Genomic DNA, 19200 nt, shown 5'->3' with positions numbered 1-19200 from the left:
GTCAATTTTTCACCTGAAACAAACGAGTTCCTTCACCTTGCTCCGCGTAGAGTGATCGGAAACTGGTCGGGAAAATTGCCTCCTTGATGCCAAGCCCCAGGAACCCGAGCGGCGCGATGCTATCGTGAAACAGGTTCATTACGTGCTCCTGCAGCTGCTTGTTGAAATAGATCATGACATTCCTACAAAGGATGACATGAAATTCGTTGAAGGATTGATCCGTCACCAGGTTGTGCTGCGCGAAGGAAATATTGCTCGAAATGAAGCTCTTGAGTTTTGCCTGGTCATATTGCGCTGAATAGTATTCCGAGAAATCGCAGACACCGCCGGCCCTTATGTAATTTCGCGTATAATCTTTCATTGATTTCAGTGGGAAGACTCCCCTTTTTGCCCTTTGAATATTCTTGCTTGAAAAGTCGGTCGCATATATTCGGCTTCGTTCAAGCAAGCCCTCTTCGTGTAACAGAATAGCCAAGGAAAACGCTTCTTCCCCGGTAGAACAACCGGCAAGCCAGAACCGCAGATAAGGGTAGGTTTGCAAGCGCGGCACCGCATGTTTGCGAAAGGCCTGAAAAAACTCGGCATTCCGAAACATCGTCGTGACATTCACCGAAATCGTATCGACGAAATTCGACATCACCGCGTTATTGTGAAGAACCTGTTCCTGCAACGCCGAAATCGAGTTAAGGCACTGATCCTTAGAGAATTTTTCAACACGACGGATAATACTGGCGCGGGCATAATCGCGAAAATCATAGCCATAATGCCGCTGAATACCCTCCAGAAGAAGATCAAGTTCGATCTCCTCAAGGTCGAGGCGGCGCGCCTGCTTTCGTGTGGTTTCCGTAGCCTCTCTCACTTATAAAGCCAGACGCGCATCAGTGATACCAGTTGCGGCGCATCGACCGGCTTGACGATGTAATCCGATGCTCCTGCCTTGATGCACTTGCTGCGGTCCTCGGGCATGGCCTTGGCCGTCAGCGCGATGATCGGCAAGGTCTTGAATGCCTTCAGCTTGCGGATCTTGCGCATCGCCTGATAGCCATCCATCTCGGGCATCATGATATCCATCAGCACCACGTCGATATCCGGCGTATTTTTCAGAATTTCGATGCCATCCTTGCCACTTTCCGCATTCAGAACGTTCATGTTGTAGCGTTCCAGGATGCTGGTGGTGGCAAAGATATTGCGCGCGTCGTCATCAACAATCAGAACTTTCTTGCCCGACAAGGCTGGATCAGTCAGATAGAGTTCCCGAATGATTTTCTGTTTTGATTCCGGAAGATTAGCCTCTACGCGATGCAAGAACAGCGCCGTCTCGTCCAGCAATCTTTCGGGAGAATTCACGCCCTTGACAATAATACTGTCGGTCAGTTTTCGCAGGCGCGTTTCCTCGCGTCGCGACAGTTCGCGACCGGTGTAGATAACGATCGGCAGTTTCGCTAAGTTGTCATCGTCCCGAACGCTCTGGATAAGTTCAAAACCACTCATTCCAGGCAGCTTCAAATCAATGACCATGCAATCAAACTGCTTTTCCTGCAGCGCCTGCAATGCCGCTTCACCACTTTCCACGCCATGCGAGATGACGTCACTGTTGCCAATCAATTCAATGATCGCTTCACGCTGCACCTTGTCATCTTCAACGATCAGCAGGTTGCGCACCTTGCGGTCGACAAAGTTCGATATACGTTCTACCGCAACGCTCAGCGCCTCCTCGTCCAACGGTTTGCGCACAACGTCGATGGCACCGAATTGCAGACCACGTTCAATATCTTCTTCGACGGACATGACGTGTACGGGGATATGGCGTAATTCCGGGTCATGCTTGAGACGGTCCAGTATGACCCAGCCATGCATGTCAGGCAGTTGCAGGTCCAGGGTGATGGCATCGGGTTTGTATTGCTGTGCAAATGCAAGGCCGTCCTGACCGGTGGTCGCGACCAGCACCTGGAAATCATGCCGACGAGCGCGTTCCATCACGATTTTCGCAAACGCCTCATCATCTTCGATGATCAGAAGCGTCGTTCTGTTCTCGTCAACGATCTGACGGTCATCTGCAACCGCAGGCTTTGCCTTTGCAACTGCGGGAACAGACTGCACCGTCGGGGCAGGCGTTTCGGCAACGACCACGGCATCTTCAATCTCTTTTGATGATGAGATCGCGGGAAGCGACTGGTCAAACCTGGAAGGCAGGAACAGGGTAAAGGTCGACCCCACGCCAACTTCGCTTTCGACAACCAGATCGCCACCCAACATGTTGGCGATTTCGCGGCTGATCGAAAGCCCCAGACCAGTGCCGCCAAAACGCCTGCTGGTGCCGCCATCCGCCTGCTGGAACGCCTCGAAAATGACACCAAGGCGGTTCTTTTCGATCCCGATCCCGGTGTCCGACACGGCAAACGAAATCACCTGCTCGGCTGAATTCAGGGCTGTAACAGACGGCCGCCACCCCTCATTGGCGACATCAACCGTCAAACGGACACCGCCGTTATCGGTGAACTTGAAGGCATTGGACAGCAGATTGCGCAGGACCTGCATCAGGCGTTTCTCGTCCGACTTGATCGTCCCGGGCAGATCCGAGCCATAGTTTAGGTCAAAGTCCAGCTTCTTGTCTTGCGCGACGACGCCAAAGCTTTGCTCCAGACGGTCCTGCAAAATGCTGAGTTCCATTTCAGCGACATCAATCGCCATTGTCCCGGATTCGACCTTGGCCAGATCAAGCACCTCGTTGATCAGCGACAACAGATCACGGCCCGAAGCAAAGATCGTCTTGGCGTGTTCGACCTGTTTTTCCGTCAGGTTCTTGTCGGGGTTGTCGGACAATTGCTGCGACAGGATCAGCAGGCTGTTCAGCGGCGTGCGCAATTCGTGGGACATGTTGGCCAGGAATTCGCTTTTGTATTTTGAAGTCAGCGAAAGCTGTTTCGCCTTTTCCTCAAGCTCCACGCGCGCGCTTTCAACCTCAGAATTCTTGCGCTCCACCTCGCGGTTCTGTTCGGAAACCTCGCGCGCCTTCTCTTCAAGCTCTTCGTTGGTCTGCTGCAACTCTTCCTGCTGGTTCTGTAGCTCCTGTGTCAGGCGCTGCGACTGTTTCAGCAACTCTTCCGTACGCTGACCAGATTCGATGCTCATGATGATCGTGCCCAGCGTCTCAAAGAACTGCTCAAGGAAGTTACGCTCGATTTCGGTGAATTCGTGGAACGACGCCAGTTCGACCACACCCTTGACCTCATTCTCATAGACGATCGGATTGACCAGAATGTTCTTGGGCGTTCTTTCACCCAGGCCCGAATTGATCTGGATGTAGTCATCGGGCACTGAACGGATATCGATCCACTGCTTCTCAAGCGCACATTGACCGATCAGACCTTCGCCAAGCTTGAACTCGTTCGCCACGGTCTTGCGCTTGCGATAGGCATAGGAGGCCACCAGTTTCAGGCGCATTTCGCCGTCGACGGTCTCGGACAGATAGAAGGCGCCGTGCTGGGCGTCGATGACGCTGGCCAGTTCGCTGATGATCTTCTGCGCGACGGTGGCAAGGTCGCGTTCGCCCTGCAGCATGCGGGTAAAGGCGGCCAGGTTGGTTTTCAGCCAGTCCTGCTGTTCGTTGATCGCCGTCGAGTCCGCCAGCGACTGGTTCATCTGGTTGACCGAGTCGCGCAGCAACGCCATCTCGCCGCGCACCTCGACCTCGACCGACTGGCTGTAATCGCCCTTGGTCACGGCCGTCGCAACGTCACTGATCGAACGCACCTGGTTGGTCAGGTTGCGCGCCAGTTCGTTCACGTTATCGGTCAGGTCGCGCCATGTGCCCGACGCGCCCGGCACGTCGGCCTGCCCGCCCAGCTTGCCTTCGATTCCCACATCGCGGGCCACGTTGGTCACCTCGTCGGCGAAGATCGACAGTGTCTTGATCATGCCGTTGATCGTATCCGCCAGCGTCGCCACCTCGCCCTTGGCTTCCAGCGTGATGATCTGGTTCAGATCACCCTCGGCCACCGCGGTCACCACGGTCGCGATGCCTCGCACCTGTTCGGTCAGGTTGCGCGCCATCGAGTTCACGTTCTCGGTCAGGTCCTGCCAGATACCCGAGACACCATCCACCTTGGCCTGCCCGCCCAGAATGCCCTCGTTGCCCACATCACTAGCCAGCTTGGTCACCTGCGCCGCGAACGATGACAGTTGCTGCACCATCGTGTTGATCGTGCTCTTCAGCTCCAGCATTTCGCCGCGCACTTCCACGGTAATTTCCTTGGACAGATCACCCTGCGCCACCGCCGTGGTCACCTGCGCGATGTCGCGCACCTGGTTGGTCAGGTTGTCGGCCATCAGGTTCACGTTGTCGGTCAGATCGCGCCAGGTGCCCGAGACACCCTGCACATCCGCCTGACCGCCCAGCTTGCCCTCAACGCCCACGTCACGCGCTACCCGCGTCACCTCGTCGGCGAAGGATGAAAGCTGATCAACCATCACGTTGATCGTGTTCTTCAGTTCAAGGATTTCGCCGCGCACCTCGACGGTGATCTTCTGGTTCAGGTCGCCCTGCGCCACCGCCGTCGTCACCTTGGCAATGTCGCGCACTTGGTTGGTCAGGTTGCTGGCCATCAGGTTTACGTTGTCAGTCAGGTCACGCCAGGTGCCTTCAACCCCTTCCACGCGGGCCTGACCACCCAGGTTCCCCTCGGTGCCCACCTCGCGGGCAACCCGGGTCACCTCTCCGGCGAACTGGCGCAGCCGGTCGACCATAGTGTTGACGGTGTTCTTCAGGTCCAGAACCTCGCCGCGGGCATCCACCACGATGGTCTTCTCCAGATCGCCCTGGGCGATCGCCGTCGCCACCTGCGAAATGTTGCGCACCTGATCGGTCAGGTTGGTGGCCATCAGGTTCACATTATCCGTCAACTCACGCCATGTTCCTGAAATCCCCCGCACTTCGGCCTGCCCGCCAAGCTTGCCCTCAAGGCCCACTTCGCGCGCCAGCCGGGTCACCTCGGACGAGAAGGACGAGAGCTGATCGACCATCACGTTGATCGTGTTCTTCAACTCAAGAATTTCGCCCTTGGCCTCGACCGTGATCTTGCGGGTCAGATCGCCCTGCGCCACCGCCGTTGTCACATCAGCGATATCGCGCACCTGATCGGTCAGGTTGGTGGCCATCAGGTTCACGTTATCCGTCAGCTCTTTCCAGAGGCCGCGCACACCTTCAACCTCGGCCACGCCCCCCAGCTTGCCCTCGACCCCCACTTCACGGGACAGCCGCGTCACCTCGGCACCGAATGAATTCAGCCGATCCACCATCGAATTCACGGTCTCTTTCAGACCCAGAACCTCGCCACGGGCATCCACCGTGATCTTGCGCGACAGGTCGCCCTGCGACACCGATTGCGCCACCTCAGCGATGTTGCGCACCTGGCTGGTCAGGTTGTTGGCCATCTGGTTCACGTTGTTGGTCAACTCGCGCCAGATGCCCGCCACGTCGCGCACTTCGGCCTGCCCGCCCAACACGCCCTCGGTGCCCACCTCGCGCGCCATCCGCGTCACCTCCGAGGCGAAACCGTTCAGCGTGTCGACCATCTGATTGATGGTCTGTTTCAGCTGGTTCACCTCGCCGCGCACCTCAACGGTAATCTTGCGCGACAAGTCGCCATTCGCCACCGCCGTCGTCACCTCGGCGATGTTGCGCACCTGATCGGTCAGGTTGGTAGCCATCTGGTTCACGTTTTCCGTCAACTCGCGCCAGACGCCAGATACATCGCGCACCTCGGCCTGCACTCCCAGCGTGCCCTCGGTACCCACCAGCTGCGCCACCCGCGACACCTCGGACTGGAAGCTTTGCAGCCGGTCCACCATCGAGTTGATGGTTTCCTTCAGCGTCCGGATTTCACCTTTCGCATCCACCGTGATCTTGCGTGACAGATCGCCCTCGGCGATCGCGGTAGCCACGTCGGCGATATTGCGCACCTGCTCGGTCAGGTTGTTGGCCATCGAGTTCACGTTTTCCGTCAGCTCGCGCCAGGTGCCCGACACCCCGCGCACCTCAGCCTGGCCACCCAATACCCCGTCAGTACCCACCTCGCGGGCAACCCGGGTCACCTCGTCGGCGAAGGATCGCAGCTGGTCGACCATCGTGTTGATCGTGCTTTTCAGATCATTGATTTCGCCGCGCGCATCCACCGTGATCTTCTTGGTCAGGTCGCCCTGCGCAACCGCATTCGTCACCTCGGCAATACTGCGCACCTGGTTGGTCAGGTTATCGGCCATCAGGTTCACGCTGTTGGTCAGATCGCGCCATGTACCGGCAACGCCGCGCACTTCGGCGACACCACCCAACACGCCCTGTGTGCCCACCTCGCGGGCAACCCGCGTCACCTCGTCCGCGAAAGACCCAAGCTGGTCGACCATGGTGTTGATCGTATTCTTCAGCTCCAGAATTTCGCCACGCACCTCAACGGTGATTTTCTTGGTCAGATCGCCCTGCGCCACCGCCGTGGTCACCTGTGCGATGTCGCGCACCTGGTTGGTCAGGTTGTTCGCCATCAGGTTCACGTTGTCTGTCAGGTCTTTCCAGGTGCCCGAAACGCCTTTGACGCGCGCCTGCGCGCCCAGTTTGCCGTCCACGCCCACCTCGCGGGCAACCCGCGTCACCTCGGAGCCGAACTCGTCCAGCTTTTCCACCATCGAGTTGACGACCTTGGCATGCCGCAGGAAATCACCTTTCAGGGATTCGTCGCCATCCTCCAGCTCGATCTTCTGACGCAGATCGCCCTTGGCAACGGACCCCACAACCGCGACCATCCGGTTCGCGTGGCCGGCCAGTTCATCCGCGATTTCATTGACACCGTTGACGCCGGCAGCCCAACCGCCACGACGACGCGACCGCGCGATCCGTTCGCGAAACCGCCCGCGGCGAATGGCTTCGGCTGTCAGGGTGATCTCATTGGCGAAAACGTCGTTCATCTCGGCAAGATCGTTCAGGGCATCCGCGACTTTACCTTTCAGGCCGGTCAGCCCTTCGGGGACGCGGGTCGAAAACTCACCCCGCTTCAACGCATTCAGCATTGTCAAAATTTCCCGAAGTTCGAATTCGGCGGCGGTTTCGGGCTGGGTTTTCTTTTTCTGTGTCAATTTTCGTACCCCGTCAAAAAATCCTGCATGGATTTGCTATTAGCCGAGCACTAAGCAAATCTTAGGGTGCGCCACGGGGCGTAAACGCAAAATTAACCACTCTCTAGCATGGCGCCTTCCGGGCTTTCGGTTAACAGCGCAATTCAGGCGGCGGGGGGCAGTTGAACAAAGAACCTGCTGCCTTCGCCCTGTTGGGATTCGCACCAGATCCGCCCCTGATGCCGCTCCACGATCTTTTTGCAGATCGACAGGCCCAGACCGGTTCCTTCATACTCGTCCTTGCTCCAAAGCCTTGTCAGGGGCTTGAAAATATCTTCGATACTTGCCGCCTCCATGCCCAGCCCGTTGTCTTCCACACAAATCGTGACAGCATCCTTGTTGGCCGCGATCAGGCGCACATTGACCTTCTGCACATCAGAAACGTTATACTTCAAAGCATTCGCGATAAGGTTTTGAAACAACTGACCTATTTGCGGCGCATGCCCGTCAATATCAGGCAGCACCTCGATCTCGAACTCCGCATTGGACACGTTCGCATCGGTGCGAAACATCTTTGTTAGAAGCTCGAAAATGTAGTTCAGACTGACGCGTTCGAAATCCACCTCATCATCCAGAAGCGCGTAGGTTTGCAGGGTCTTGATCAACGCATCCGCGTGTTTCAGCGCCTCAGACTGGGCCCGAACCAGACTGTCGATATCGGCAAATGACCCGTTTTCGATGTCTTCGATCAGCATCGCGGTCGAGTTGCTGATATTCCTGAAAGGCGCGCGGATATCGTGCACAAGCGTGGTCAGGAACTGATTTTGCTCCTGCTGCCGGACACTCGCTTTGCGATCGACCTCGCACCGCTCCACGGTCCGGTGGATAATCGTCCGGATTGCAAACCCGCTTGTATTGCCCTTCACCAGATAGTCGAACGCACCCGATTTCATCGCATCGGCAGCGATTTTTTCCGACCCCTGCCCCGACATGACAATGGCCGCGCAAAACGGGTCGATCGTCTTTAGACGTGCCAGAATATCCAGACCATTTTCATGGTTGAGACGATAATCAACAATGACACAATCATGCCGGTGTTGCCCGAACGCGGCAACGGCCTCGTCTCCGGTCTGCGCTGTGTCGAATGTGAAATCGCTGTTATCCTCTTCGATCATGGCGATCAATGCTTGCTGATCTTCCGGGAAGTCATCGACAATCAGGATATGCATCGGTGTCTTCTCACGGCTTAACAAGGTTCTTCACTTTTGAAATGCATCTGCGGTCTCAGCGAATGCTTTTGTCGGCATACCAGGCCAGGCACCGCCTTCGATTTCATTTTGCAACGACCAGTCAAACTTGAAACTGTTAATGGCGCTCTAACGCTAAGGACCGGTGCGGTTAACCCATTGCACCGCCACACGGGAATGCCCTGCCACACCCATGCACCGCGTCCTTTATCGGCAATGTCGGAATCGGCATAAAAAAGTAATCCACCGGCGCCTACACGCCGTATTGGGCATATGATGAACGTGTCACAGCATATTTCCGTGGAAATGCCCCCGCCCGCTGGCTACTGTGCCATTGCGGCATCTGGTGGCGATGTGGACAGGCGTAATTTGAACGACAAACCAACTCAGACATTTTCGGATCAGACCGTGTGGATGCTGGCTGTGCGCGACAATCGCGACAAGCATGCTTTCGGGCAACTCTTCGATTTCTTTGCGCCGCGTCTGAAAGGGTTCATCATGCGTTCGGGCGTGACACCTGCCGAGGCCGAAGACATCGTGCAAGACGTGATGCTGTCGGTTTGGCACAAGGCGGCGTCGTTTGATCCGCACCGTGCGCAGGTCTCAAGCTGGGTCTACCAGATCGCCCGCAACCGGCAGGTCGATATCCTGCGCAAGACTCGCCGACCGGTCCCCGAAGAATTAAAGGAAGAAGGCACCACCGAAGTGGATTCCGTGCAGATCATCGCGCTGGAGCAGGAAGCCGCCCAATTGCGCGCGGCCCTCGAAACGCTCAGCGATGATCAACGCGTCATGGTTGAAAAAGCATACCTGGGCGAGCTTAGCCACAGCGAAATCCAAGCTGACACGGGGCTGCCCCTTGGCACCATCAAATCTCGCATCCGGCTGGGTCTGGAACGGCTGCGTCACGAATTAAAAGGCACACGGCAATGATGACGGACATCAACCATCATATCCCCGACACCCTGCTGCTCAGCTATGCCTCGGGCGCACTGGCCCAACCTTTCGCGCTGGTCGTGGCCACCCATGTGTCGATGTGTGACGAATGTCGCGCGCGCCTGGGCGCCCACCAAAGCGCCGGTGGCGCCGTTCTGGAACACACTGATCCTATCGAAGTGTCCGGCGCGTCGAAGGATCGGCTTCTGGCACAGCTTGATGACGCCGTTGAGGCCGAGCCGATTTATGAACGCTCCGATATCTACCCCGGCCCGGTCATGCAATTGCTGGGCGGCCAGCCGCCAAAATGGAAATCGCTGGGGATGGGCGCACGGCAATCCATCCTGGAAGAAAGCCGCGAAGGCAGCGTTCGACTGCTCTATATCCCGCCCGGGCAGGCCGTGCCCGATCACAGCCATAACGGGCTGGAGCTGACTTTGGTGCTGCAGGGCGCCTTCAGCGATGAGACCGGTCGCTTTGGCCCCGGCGATGTCGAGGTCGCGGACACAGACTTGGAGCATACCCCCACCGCCGAAGAGGGCCTGCCCTGCATCTGCCTTGCGGCGACCGATGCCGCATTGCGGTTCAATTCATGGATGCCCCGCCTGCTACAGCCGCTCTTTCGGATCTGACCTCAGCCGCGCTTGGCGGCGAGGTACCAACGGATCACCGCACGCCGCTCGTCTTCTTCCATGAAAGATACGTTGGCCGGGGGCATAGCGTCGCTCACGCCGGAATGAAGGTAGATCAGATCGGCGGCGCGGGCGATATCCGCCTCGGTTTCCAGCAACACGTTTTTTGGCGCGCGTTGAATGCCGTCATAGAACGGCTCGCGCGCATGGCACATGGCACAGCGTCCGGGGATGATGCCCGCCACATCCTCGAACCCCTCGGCGCTGGCAAACTTCTCCTCGGTCGCCGTCAGGGGCCGCGCCTCGGACGCCTCATAGCTGTCGTGCATCAGGGGCGCTGTGCTCAGCCACATGATCGCGATGAACAAAAGCACCGTCACCAGCCAGGTCCACCACATCTTGCCGCCCCCCGCGTGCATGGTGTTGAAGAAATGTCGGATCGTGACCCCCATCAGGAAAACCAGTGCCGCGATGATCCAGTTATATTCGGTCGCAAAGGCCAGCGGGTAGTGATTGGAGAGCATCAGGAACACCACCGGCAGCGTCAGGTAGTTGTTATGGGTCGATCGCAGCTTGGCGATCCGTCCGTATTTCGGATCAGGCGTGCGGCCTTCCTGCAAATCCTTCACCACGATCCGCTGATTGGGCATGATGATGAAAAACACATTCGCCGTCATGATCGTGGCCGTGAACGCGCCCAGATGCAGCAGCGTGGCGCGCCCGGTGAAAATCTGGTTGTAGCCCCACCCCATCGCCACCAGCAGCGCAAACAGCAGCACCATCAACAGCGTCGGCTTTTCACCCAACCCCGATTTGCACAACCGGTCGTATACCAGCCAGCCCACCGACAGGGACGCGGCGGAAATCAGAATGCCCTGCCACAGCGCCAGATCGGCCTTGCTGGCATCAATCAGATAGAGCTCGCCACCGACCCAGTAGACAATCATCAAGAGCGCAGCACCGCTCAGCCAGGTGGCATAGCTTTCCCATTTGAACCAGATCAGGTGGTCGGGCATGTTCTCGGGCGCCACCAGGTATTTCTGGATGTGATAGAACCCCCCGCCATGCACCTGCCATTCCTCGCCAAAGGCCCCGGCGGGCAGATGTGGCACCTTGCGCAGCCCCAGATCCAGCGCCACAAAATAGAAGGACGACCCGATCCAGGCAATCGCCGTGATGACATGCAGCCACCGCACCGCGAAACCAATCCAGTCCCACATGATCGCAAAATCGTGCATTTTCGGTCTCCGTTCAAAGCGTCCCCATGCGGTATCGCATCTTTGCCGATTATTCTGAATTCGGGAAAAAAGCCTAGCTGTTTCAAGTCGAACCTAATAATAATAGATCATGGCCTACCTGGACAATGTAAAGACCTTCGTACGGGTGTACGAATTGGGCAATATGTCCGCAGCAGCGCGCGACCAGAGGATCTCGGCGGCGGTTGCCTCGGCCAGAATTGCCGCGCTCGAAGAACACCTGAACGTGCGCCTTTTTCAACGCACCACCCGGATGCTGAACCCGACCGAACAGGGCGTGATGTTCTATGCCGGGGCCTGCAAGATCCTCGAAGCCGTGGACGAGGCCGAGGCCGAGATCAACTCCGTCACCCAGACCCCGCGCGGTTCACTCCACATCGCGGCGCCGCTGGGGATGGGGCAACGCCTGATCGCCCCCGCGGTCCCGGAATTCAATGCACTCTACCCGCTGATCCGAATTCGCCTGCGCTTGTCGGACCGCAAGCTTGATCTGGCGGGCGAAGGGCTGGATGCAGCATTTTTCCTGGGCGTGCCCGAGGATTCCTCGCTGCGCATTCGCAAGATCGCCGATTGCGAGCGGGTCTTATGCGCCGCGCCGGACTATATTGCGCGCAAGGGCATGCCCGGCTCCAGCGGCGAGTTGAAAAGCGAGGCGCATGATTGCCTGAACCTGCGCTACGCCGGCGCGCCCGAATTCCAATGGCCGCTGCAAACGCCCGAGGGGATAAAGCGCGTCGCCGTATCCGGCCCGTTTGAATCGGACCACGGTGATGTGCTGACCCAATGGGCGCTGGACGGGCACGGCATCATCCTCAAACCGCTCTTCGAGGTGGCCGATCACCTGAAAACCGGGGCACTGGTGCCCGTGCTGGAAAACGAACCGCCCGTGCCCATCCAGATGGCCTGCCTATACGCGCATCGGCGCAGACAGGACCCCAAAACGCGGCTGCTGATCGAATTCATGACCGACCACATCAAAGCGTCGCTGCCGACACGGGGCTAGGGTCCGCGCTCCGGGGAAAATCTACCGCGATGGCTGTTCTTTGGTTCCGCCCGGCCCCATTACCCGCGCTGCCCCGGATACGATAAGTTCAGGCCCGAAGCGGACAAGTTTTATTGCCTTTCTGTTCGCATTAAGCTCAACTCACCCGGTAGGATATTGATGCGATGAAACTTGCCCATATCTGCATCGTTGCACGAGATGCTGACAAGCTCGCGGCGTTTTACAAAAAGGTGTTCGAATGCCGCCTTTTGCGTGAACCCATAGTTTTGTCCGGGGGAAAAGTATCTCGGGGCAATGGGTTACCGAATTCCAGAATATATTCAATCTGGTTGACGCTTGCCGACCGCAAGGAACCGTTCCTCGAAATTCATCAGCACAAAACAACCTGCGAAAAATCTGCACCTCGGGTCAACGAACCCGGCTTCTCGCATCTTGCTTTTGAAGTTGACGATATCCGGAAGACCTATGCACTCGTTATCCGTACCGGCGGCACTGCTCTTGGAGAAATCACGGATTTTGGGTCTGCTGAGGCTCCCCTGTTGATCGTTTACATGCGCGACCCAGAAGGAAACATTCTCGAACTTGAGCAAAGTTAAGACTGCTGCTTCGACAACAACGTTGAGCCCAGAGCGGACATGATGCCGAGGGCGAGCGCCGGATCGTGGGATGGCGTTGAAACGCTTCAGTCTGGCACTTCATGCCCGCCAAATATCTCCATCTTCACCGGAACGCGCGCCCTCACCAAAGCGCCAGCCCGTCGGGACGGTCCGGCGCTCGCCCGGCGCCCGCGGCTTGATTCCGGGCGGGGTGGCTGGAATGAGCGGTTACCAAGTCGGAAAATGACCAAAGGCCGGTTTGAGCCCATTGCTACGGATGCTGCAGGTTGCCCAAACAGGGGCGAAAGCATGCAAAGCCGACATCGCCACGCTCGGAGGAGCCCCTTTCTTGGTTGTGTGGGCAAATGGTAAGTGGGACATCGCCGTTTGACTATATCTGGAAACATCAATTGCGAAGCCAAACTTGAAACTGCTAAAGCAAAAATGCGCATTTGTACTGTCATCAGAAAAATCGCGTTAGAAATGCACTCACGTCATTAAACTGGTAGTTCTTTGAAGCGCACAGACATTTCGAACGGGTTCTTTGTAGCTTGGCGATGTTCTTGCGGGCATTCGGAATTAACAGTCCTGGAACCTTATGAAAAACTTCGAACTGACAGAAGGTATTGAGCTAGAGAGCGACCTCAACACCGAGTATTTTGATAGACTTTCGAAGCTTGGGCGGCAGGCGACTTTTGAGGCCGGTCAATATGTTTTTCATCAAGGAGAAACCGCTAGATCTGTTTTTGTTCTTACAGATGGGTCTCTAAAAACGACCCGTTCTGATGAGAAGGGTCATGATACGCTGTTGAAAATCCATCAGATCGGTAGCTTGGTCGGATTGTCGACACTTCGGCCCAAAGCAACACGGGACGCCAATTGTATCGCTGTTCAAAGCTCCATTGCCCGTCGATTTGGGCGGGCTGAGTTTCTCAAACTTATGCGAATGGATGGGGAACTCGGTATTTTGCTGGTTCAGCTTCTTCTTAAACGGCAGCAATTACTCCATTCACGAGTGAGCGATGCGACGGGACTGAGCGTTGAGCAGCGTCTTGCACGCGTTCTTGTTCAGATGCACTTGGAACTTGACGCAAGCCGAGATGTCTCTGGCCAGTTGTTTCTTAGAATTTCTCACGAAGAACTGGCGGCGCTGGTTTTTTCAAGACGCCAATACGTCACCGCAATTTTGCGGAGGTTCTCGGCTGGGGGCCTTATCGAGAACAAACGTCAGCAGATTTCCATCCTCGATGTTGAACGTCTCGCTGAAGTCATCTCGCGCTGAGAAGCATCAATATTTTTGGCTGACATTAAATTGAAATGAATGTCAAAAATCTGACATACGCGCTGGGTGCTTGTGGCTAATCTTGAATCTAGCGAGGCAAAGCGTACGCCAGCTTCTGTCACGGGATGACCCAGCGGAACATGTCTTGCAATCTGTATTCAAACAATCCGCTCCTGGCCGGGAGCGATAACGAAGGGGTTCACCTGCTGATGAAGCTTGACGGTAAAGTAGTGATCGTGACCGGCGGTGGGCGTGGTATTGGTGCAGCGATCTGCAAGGCGTTTGCGGCTGAAGGTGCGCATGTAGTTGTTGCGGATATCAACGAAGGCAACGCAAAGGAAGTGGCCAGCGAAGTTGGCAATGAGGCCATGGCCGTAGCACTGGACGTGCGCAGTCAGCAAAACGCCCGAACCATGGCAGAACGCGTGGTCGAAAAATTTGGTCGCGTCGATGTATTGATGAACAACGCAGGCGCCCGCGTAATCAAGGGCCTGATGCAGCACACCCAGGACGATTGGCATCAGATGCTCGATATCAACCTGGGTGGACCGTTCATTTGCTCTCAGGCGGTTCTGCCTCAGATGCTGAAACAGGAATCCGGAAACATCATCAATGTTGCCTCAATCGCAAGCTTTATGGGGCGTCCAAACCGGGTTGCTTATGTTGCCGCGAAATCCGGCGTTCTTGGGCTGACGCGCGCGATGGCGGCTGATCTGGCGGGCAAGAACATTCGCGTGAATGCGATTGCGCCAGGCATGGTTGCATCCCCTTTCAACCAGAGTTTTGCTGAAGCTGACGATACCGGCCCTGCCTGGGCATCCGAAAATCTGATCGGCCGCTGGGGGCAGCCAGAGGATATAGCAGGTGCCGCTATATTTCTAGCAAGTGACGATTCCAGTTTCATCAACGGATCCGAAATCAAGGTGGAGGGCGGTTGGCTGGCCGCGCGATCACGATCGGGCGAAGTGCCGATCTGGGATGAATAACCGGGTTAAACCAACCCCAAATGCAAGACCGCCTCAGCGGCAAAATCCAAAGTCATGACTAGGGAGGAAAACTATGTCATCGAAATTTGTAAGCGAACGGATATCCAGACGAAACCTGCTGCGCGTGGCTGGCACATACGGGTTATCGTCAACTCTCTTGGGGGGCGCAGCTTTAACCGGCGCGTTGACCTTGCCAGAACTTGCGGAGGCCGCAAGCTCTACCTACGACAAGCGGTTCTCGAAGCCTGCCAAACATACGTTGAAATTTGGGGCCTCTGGGTTCAACGAACGCAACCTGCTGATCGAGCGGGCCGGTTGTCTCGAATTTGCCCGTGATCTGGAAGAGCGGACAGACGGCGAAATTCGCGTTGAATTTATTGGCGATAACCAGATTTGCGGTCAGCTCTCATGTGTCGAGAAAACGCAGCAGGGCATCGTCGACATCTATGCGGCGTCCACCCAAAATTCCGCCGGAGGTGCACCCTATTACAACGTGCTCGACTATGCTTATCAGTTCCCAACGCGAGCGTCGCTGTACCACTTCCTTTATCATCCAGCGAGTGAACAGATCCTGCGCGCACCGCTGCGCAAGAAGCACAATTTGCATTTCCTGTTCTCGGTGTGTCAGCTCCGTGGGCTGCAAATGGGCCTGAGTTGGGCGGATCGCCCGGATGTGACCAAGATCGAAGAGTTGTTCGGCACCAAGAACCGCGTGACAGGCACGCAACTTGGACGGATCGCGATGGAGCTTCTCAATCTCAATCCGACGCCGATCGCGTGGGAGGAGACCCTCGACGGCCTGAAACAGGGGCTTATCGACGGTGCTGAGACCTGGTCTTCGGCGGTTGCCTACGCCAACATGTCTCCTGTGGTCAGTCAGGTCATAGATCTGCGTTTCTTCTCTGGCTTCGAGCACACAGCGATGAATTTCGAAGTGTTCGAGGGACTTGAACCGCATCTGCAAGATGCGGTGATGGAGTCTGCCTATTTCACGCAGGCCCTGATCCAGGGTGCGCATGAGGCGGCTTTGGTCAACACGGTTGGCCATTCGGTGCCGCAGCTTCCCGGAACGATCTTTGTGAAGAACGGCACACGGTTTGTACCTCTCTCCGATGCAGAGCGCGAAAAGGCCGCCCGGATGTGTGCGCCAGAGCACGTTCCGGAACCGTGGGAGGCGTGGCGCGAGCGCATCAACGGTTGGGCCGGAGGTATTGACACCTACACAGAGGTTCACCGGATCGCGCGGGAAATCCCAAGCGATATACTGGTCGAAAATGTTGAGCCCCGCCGCTGGTGGCGTGGCTGACGGGCGCGGGGTCCTTGATTTGAGGTACCGCTACAGATCGGGGAGGGATGTTCTCAGAACATCTCTTCCTCCAATGGCCGCGCTATCGACCTTTGGAGTGGCAGGAAATTCGGTTTTCGTATCGCACTGGATGTCCGCCAACCCCGAACAGAAATCATGTTCGCGAAGGATCTTGTGATAGCTTCACTCATCATCGGACTGGCGCCAGAGACCTTTTAACCAATCGAACTACCGGTGTTTACCACTGAAGACCTATCTGAAAAGGACGACCCGCCTATGAGCACCGCGACGAAGATAGAGGCCGGAAAACCGCTTGAAACGCTAGCCCCGGAGGCGCTGAAAACGGCGCGGCGGTTATCTGGCACGATCCTGCTGGACGGAAAGCTAACCGGTGCCGCCACCGATCAGATGATCGAGGTGATTCACCCCGGTAATCTGCAGGTGATCGGTCAGGTGCCGCAATGTGGTGCGGCGGATGTTGATGCGGCGGTCCGGGCAGCAGCCACAGCGCTGACATCCTGGCGCCGCGTTCCAGCCCGCGACCGGGGACGGATGTTGCAAAAAGCAGCCGATGCCATCGAAGCAGAGGCAGAATTGGTCGCTCAGGTTCTGGCACTCGATACCGGCAATGCGCTGCGCACCCAGGCGCGCCCCGAAACCGCGTCCAGCTATGATTTGTTACGCATGTTTGGCGGGCTGGCGGGGGAACTAAAAGGCGAAACCGTACCCAACGCGTCGCCCGATGTGCTGCACTACTCCACCCGAGATCCGATTGGCGTCATCGCCGGAATTATTCCGTGGAATGCACCATTGTTTCTGTTCATGGCAAAAATCGCTCCAGCACTGACTGCGGGCAATACCATCGTCATCAAATCTGCCGAGCAGGCCCCGATCTGCGTGCTGTTTCTTGCTGAGATCATCAACAGGTTTCTGCCTGCTGGCGTGCTGAACGTCATTTCAGGGTACGGCGAAGAATGTGGCAAACCGCTGTGCGAACACCCAACCGTCCGCAAAGTTACGTTTACGGGCTCACTGCCTGTGGGACAGGCCATTGCCAGCTATGCCGCGCCCAAGCTGGCCACGGTAACGCTGGAGCTTGGTGGTAAGAACCCAAGCATCGTCTTGCCAGACGCCGATCTGGACCTGGCCATTCCCGGTATTATCGACGGCATGCGCTATACGCGACAGGGGCAGGCCTGCACGGCGGGGTCACGTGTCTTTGTGCATCAAGACATCTATGACCAGGTGATCGAAGGTGTGGTTGCCAGGCTTGGCGATATCAAACTGGGTAATCCGCTAGATGAAACAACCGATATGGGGTCGATCATTTCTGCAGAGCAGTTTGATCGCACCAAGAAATACATGGATATTGCACGGGTTTCTCCCGGGATGAGGGTTCTGTTCGGGGGTGAACTGCCAACAGACCCTTATCTTCGGGGAGGGTATTTCTTTCCACCAACGCTTCTTGATGGGCTGAGTCTGGACAATCAAGTCTGCCAGGATGAAATTTTCGGCCCGGTTGCAACGGTTCTACCCTTCACATCTTTTCACCAGATGATTGAGCAGGCCAATGATACCCCGTTTGGTCTGTCGGCAAATCTATGGACCCGCGATTTGAGCAGGGCACTGGAATATGTTGAACGTATTGAGGCCGGTTTCGTGCAGGTCAATCAATGCGCGGCACCGCGGTCCAATGTGTCCTATGGCGGCATCAAGATGAGCGGCCTTGGCAAAGAATATGCGCTCGACAGCATGTTGCACCACTTTACGAGTTCAAAAACCGTGTTGATCAACCGTGGCACATCGGCCCTCGGTGTCTGACACAACGCAAAAATCGGAGAATGTCATGAGCACGACTGTAGGTTTTATCGGGCTTGGAAACATGGGCATGCCCATGGCCGAACAACTGATCAGGGCGGGACACACCGTTCAGGCGCTGGATCTGTCCAAAGCGTTACAGGAAAAAGCGGGGGAATTGGGTGCCACGGTCGTGGGCAGCATCGCGGAGGCGGCGGACGGGGCCGATATGGTAATAACCATGCTCCCCGCAGGGCAGCATGTACGTAGCGTTTACTTGGATGAGGGCGGTCTGGTGGAAACGGCAGCGCCCGGAACGTTGCTGATCGACAGCTCGACCATCGACGTCGATACTTCGCGTGAGGTCGGCGCGGCCTCCGTTGCCAGAGGTCTTGAGATGATCGACGCTCCGGTCACCGGTGGTGTGATGGCGGCGCGCATTGGCAAGTTGAATTTCATTGTGGGCGGCACCGAAGCCTCTTTTGCCCGCGCGGCTCCTTATTTGGAGATCATGGGCGGCAACCTGCTTTATGCCGGAGAACAAGGCAGCGGCATTGGCGTCAAGATCTGCAACAACATGTCGCTGGGCATCTCGATGATTGCGGCAGCAGAAACGCTGATGCTGGCCAAGCGGTTGGGGCTGGACCTGAAACGGACATATGAAATTGTCACCAACGCATCCGGGCAGAATTGGGCGCTTAGCAACTACTGCCCACTACCGGGGCTGTTGGACGGAGTTCCCTCTACCAACGGATATATACCGGGCTTTTCGGGCGCGATGATGCGCAAAGACCTGCGCTTGTCGCAGGATGCTGCATTGTCGGTAAATGCCACCACGCCGCTGGCGGCACATGCTCTGGCGATTTTTTCGCACTTTTGCGATAGCGGACACGCAGAAACGGATTATTCAGGTATATCAAAACTTATTGGCGGTGATGCCTGGGACTACGAGGTCGATCCTTCAGTTCTTGGATGATCGAGTGAATTGCCAAATACGTATTTCTTGATTTTGAATTGCAGTCAAACTTTCGCAATGCTTCAGAAAGCAGCCATTT

General features: G+C 56.6%; 13 protein-coding genes. 9 read left to right on the top strand and 4 right to left on the bottom strand.

Features of this window, described 5'->3' with window-relative positions:
- Position 1: 1 nt before the first annotated feature.
- The 3 genes from Q1B27_RS19775 to Q1B27_RS19765 form a co-directional block, all read right to left on the bottom strand.
- Positions 2–859 (bottom strand): protein-glutamate O-methyltransferase CheR, encoded by an 858-nt coding sequence (locus tag Q1B27_RS19775; RefSeq protein WP_299850255.1) that lies wholly within the window; start codon positions 857–859, stop codon positions 2–4.
- Entirely contained in the window at positions 856–7125 is a 6270-nt protein-coding gene (locus tag Q1B27_RS19770) for a HAMP domain-containing protein (RefSeq protein WP_299850254.1), read from the bottom strand. Before Q1B27_RS19770 ends, Q1B27_RS19775 begins: the two co-directional genes overlap by 4 nt.
- 143 nt (positions 7126–7268) lie before the next feature.
- Positions 7269–8333, bottom strand: coding sequence for a hybrid sensor histidine kinase/response regulator (locus Q1B27_RS19765; RefSeq protein WP_299850253.1), 1065 nt, complete (start codon positions 8331–8333; stop codon positions 7269–7271).
- A gap of 432 nt (positions 8334–8765) precedes the next feature.
- Between Q1B27_RS19765 and Q1B27_RS19760 the strand changes: the two genes are divergently transcribed.
- Both Q1B27_RS19760 and Q1B27_RS19755 read left to right on the top strand, forming a co-directional pair.
- Positions 8766–9284 (top strand): sigma-70 family RNA polymerase sigma factor, encoded by a 519-nt coding sequence (locus Q1B27_RS19760; RefSeq protein ID WP_299850436.1) that lies wholly within the window; start codon positions 8766–8768, stop codon positions 9282–9284.
- A complete protein-coding gene (locus tag Q1B27_RS19755) occupies positions 9284–9919 on the top strand; it encodes a ChrR family anti-sigma-E factor (RefSeq protein WP_299850434.1) in 636 nt (211 codons plus the stop codon). The genes Q1B27_RS19760 and Q1B27_RS19755 overlap by 1 nt, the downstream gene beginning before the upstream one ends.
- Positions 9920–9921: 2 nt before the next feature.
- On the opposite strand, the gene Q1B27_RS19750 is transcribed toward Q1B27_RS19755, so the two are convergent.
- A complete protein-coding gene (locus tag Q1B27_RS19750) occupies positions 9922–11157 on the bottom strand; it encodes a urate hydroxylase PuuD (RefSeq protein WP_299850252.1) in 1236 nt (411 codons plus the stop codon).
- Between the two features lie 109 nt (positions 11158–11266).
- Here Q1B27_RS19750 and Q1B27_RS19745 point away from each other — a divergent pair, with 109 nt between their 5' ends.
- The 7 genes from Q1B27_RS19745 to mmsB all read left to right on the top strand — a co-directional run bounded on the left by Q1B27_RS19745 (position 11267) and on the right by mmsB (position 19121).
- Positions 11267–12178 carry a LysR family transcriptional regulator gene (locus tag Q1B27_RS19745; protein WP_299850251.1) on the top strand — a complete coding sequence of 304 codons (912 nt, stop codon included), beginning with the start codon at positions 11267–11269 and terminating at the stop codon, positions 12176–12178.
- Positions 12179–12342: 164 nt separating this feature from the next.
- Positions 12343–12774: a VOC family protein gene (locus Q1B27_RS19740; protein WP_299850250.1), complete on the top strand. Its 432-nt coding sequence runs from the start codon at positions 12343–12345 to the stop codon at positions 12772–12774.
- A 598-nt stretch (positions 12775–13372) separates the two neighbouring features.
- Entirely contained in the window at positions 13373–14056 is a 684-nt protein-coding gene (locus Q1B27_RS19735; protein WP_299850249.1) for a Crp/Fnr family transcriptional regulator, read from the top strand.
- Positions 14057–14196: 140 nt separating this feature from the next.
- Positions 14197–15042, top strand: coding sequence for an SDR family NAD(P)-dependent oxidoreductase (locus tag Q1B27_RS19730; RefSeq protein ID WP_299850248.1), 846 nt, complete (start codon positions 14197–14199; stop codon positions 15040–15042).
- A 73-nt stretch (positions 15043–15115) separates the two neighbouring features.
- The gene (locus tag Q1B27_RS19725) at positions 15116–16348 is read left to right on the top strand and encodes a TRAP transporter substrate-binding protein (RefSeq protein WP_299850247.1); all 1233 of its coding nucleotides are present in this window, start codon (positions 15116–15118) and stop codon (positions 16346–16348) included.
- A 276-nt stretch (positions 16349–16624) separates the two neighbouring features.
- On the top strand, positions 16625–18169 hold the full coding sequence (locus Q1B27_RS19720; protein ID WP_299850246.1) for an aldehyde dehydrogenase family protein: 1545 nt from the start codon (positions 16625–16627) through the stop codon (positions 18167–18169).
- On the top strand, positions 18144–19121 hold the full coding sequence (gene mmsB / locus Q1B27_RS19715; protein ID WP_367181367.1) for a 3-hydroxyisobutyrate dehydrogenase: 978 nt from the start codon (positions 18144–18146) through the stop codon (positions 19119–19121). Before Q1B27_RS19720 ends, mmsB begins: the two co-directional genes overlap by 26 nt.
- The last annotated feature ends 79 nt before the right edge of the window (positions 19122–19200 follow it).

The sequence above is a fragment of the uncultured Roseovarius sp. genome (assembly GCF_947489715.1).
In the GTDB taxonomy this organism is placed as follows: Bacteria; Pseudomonadota; Alphaproteobacteria; order Rhodobacterales; family Rhodobacteraceae; genus Roseovarius.
This window is presented reverse-complemented; position numbering and strand designations above follow the sequence as displayed.

Bases quoted from the DNA above. Each gene is read 5' to 3' on its own strand.
- Q1B27_RS19765 (WP_299850253.1), bottom strand. From the start codon at position 8,333: ATGCATATCCTGATTGTCGATGACTTCCCGGAAGATCAGCAAGCATTG.
- Q1B27_RS19760 (WP_299850436.1), top strand. From the start codon at position 8,766: ATGCTGGCTGTGCGCGACAATCGCGACAAGCATGCTTTCGGGCAACTC.
- Q1B27_RS19755 (WP_299850434.1), top strand. From the start codon at position 9,284: ATGACGGACATCAACCATCATATCCCCGACACCCTGCTGCTCAGCTAT.
- Q1B27_RS19750 (WP_299850252.1), bottom strand. From the start codon at position 11,157: ATGCACGATTTTGCGATCATGTGGGACTGGATTGGTTTCGCGGTGCGG.
- Q1B27_RS19745 (WP_299850251.1), top strand. From the start codon at position 11,267: ATGGCCTACCTGGACAATGTAAAGACCTTCGTACGGGTGTACGAATTG.
- Q1B27_RS19740 (WP_299850250.1), top strand. From the start codon at position 12,343: ATGAAACTTGCCCATATCTGCATCGTTGCACGAGATGCTGACAAGCTC.
- Q1B27_RS19735 (WP_299850249.1), top strand. From the start codon at position 13,373: ATGAAAAACTTCGAACTGACAGAAGGTATTGAGCTAGAGAGCGACCTC.
- Q1B27_RS19730 (WP_299850248.1), top strand. From the start codon at position 14,197: ATGTCTTGCAATCTGTATTCAAACAATCCGCTCCTGGCCGGGAGCGAT.
- Q1B27_RS19725 (WP_299850247.1), top strand. From the start codon at position 15,116: ATGTCATCGAAATTTGTAAGCGAACGGATATCCAGACGAAACCTGCTG.
- Q1B27_RS19720 (WP_299850246.1), top strand. From the start codon at position 16,625: ATGAGCACCGCGACGAAGATAGAGGCCGGAAAACCGCTTGAAACGCTA.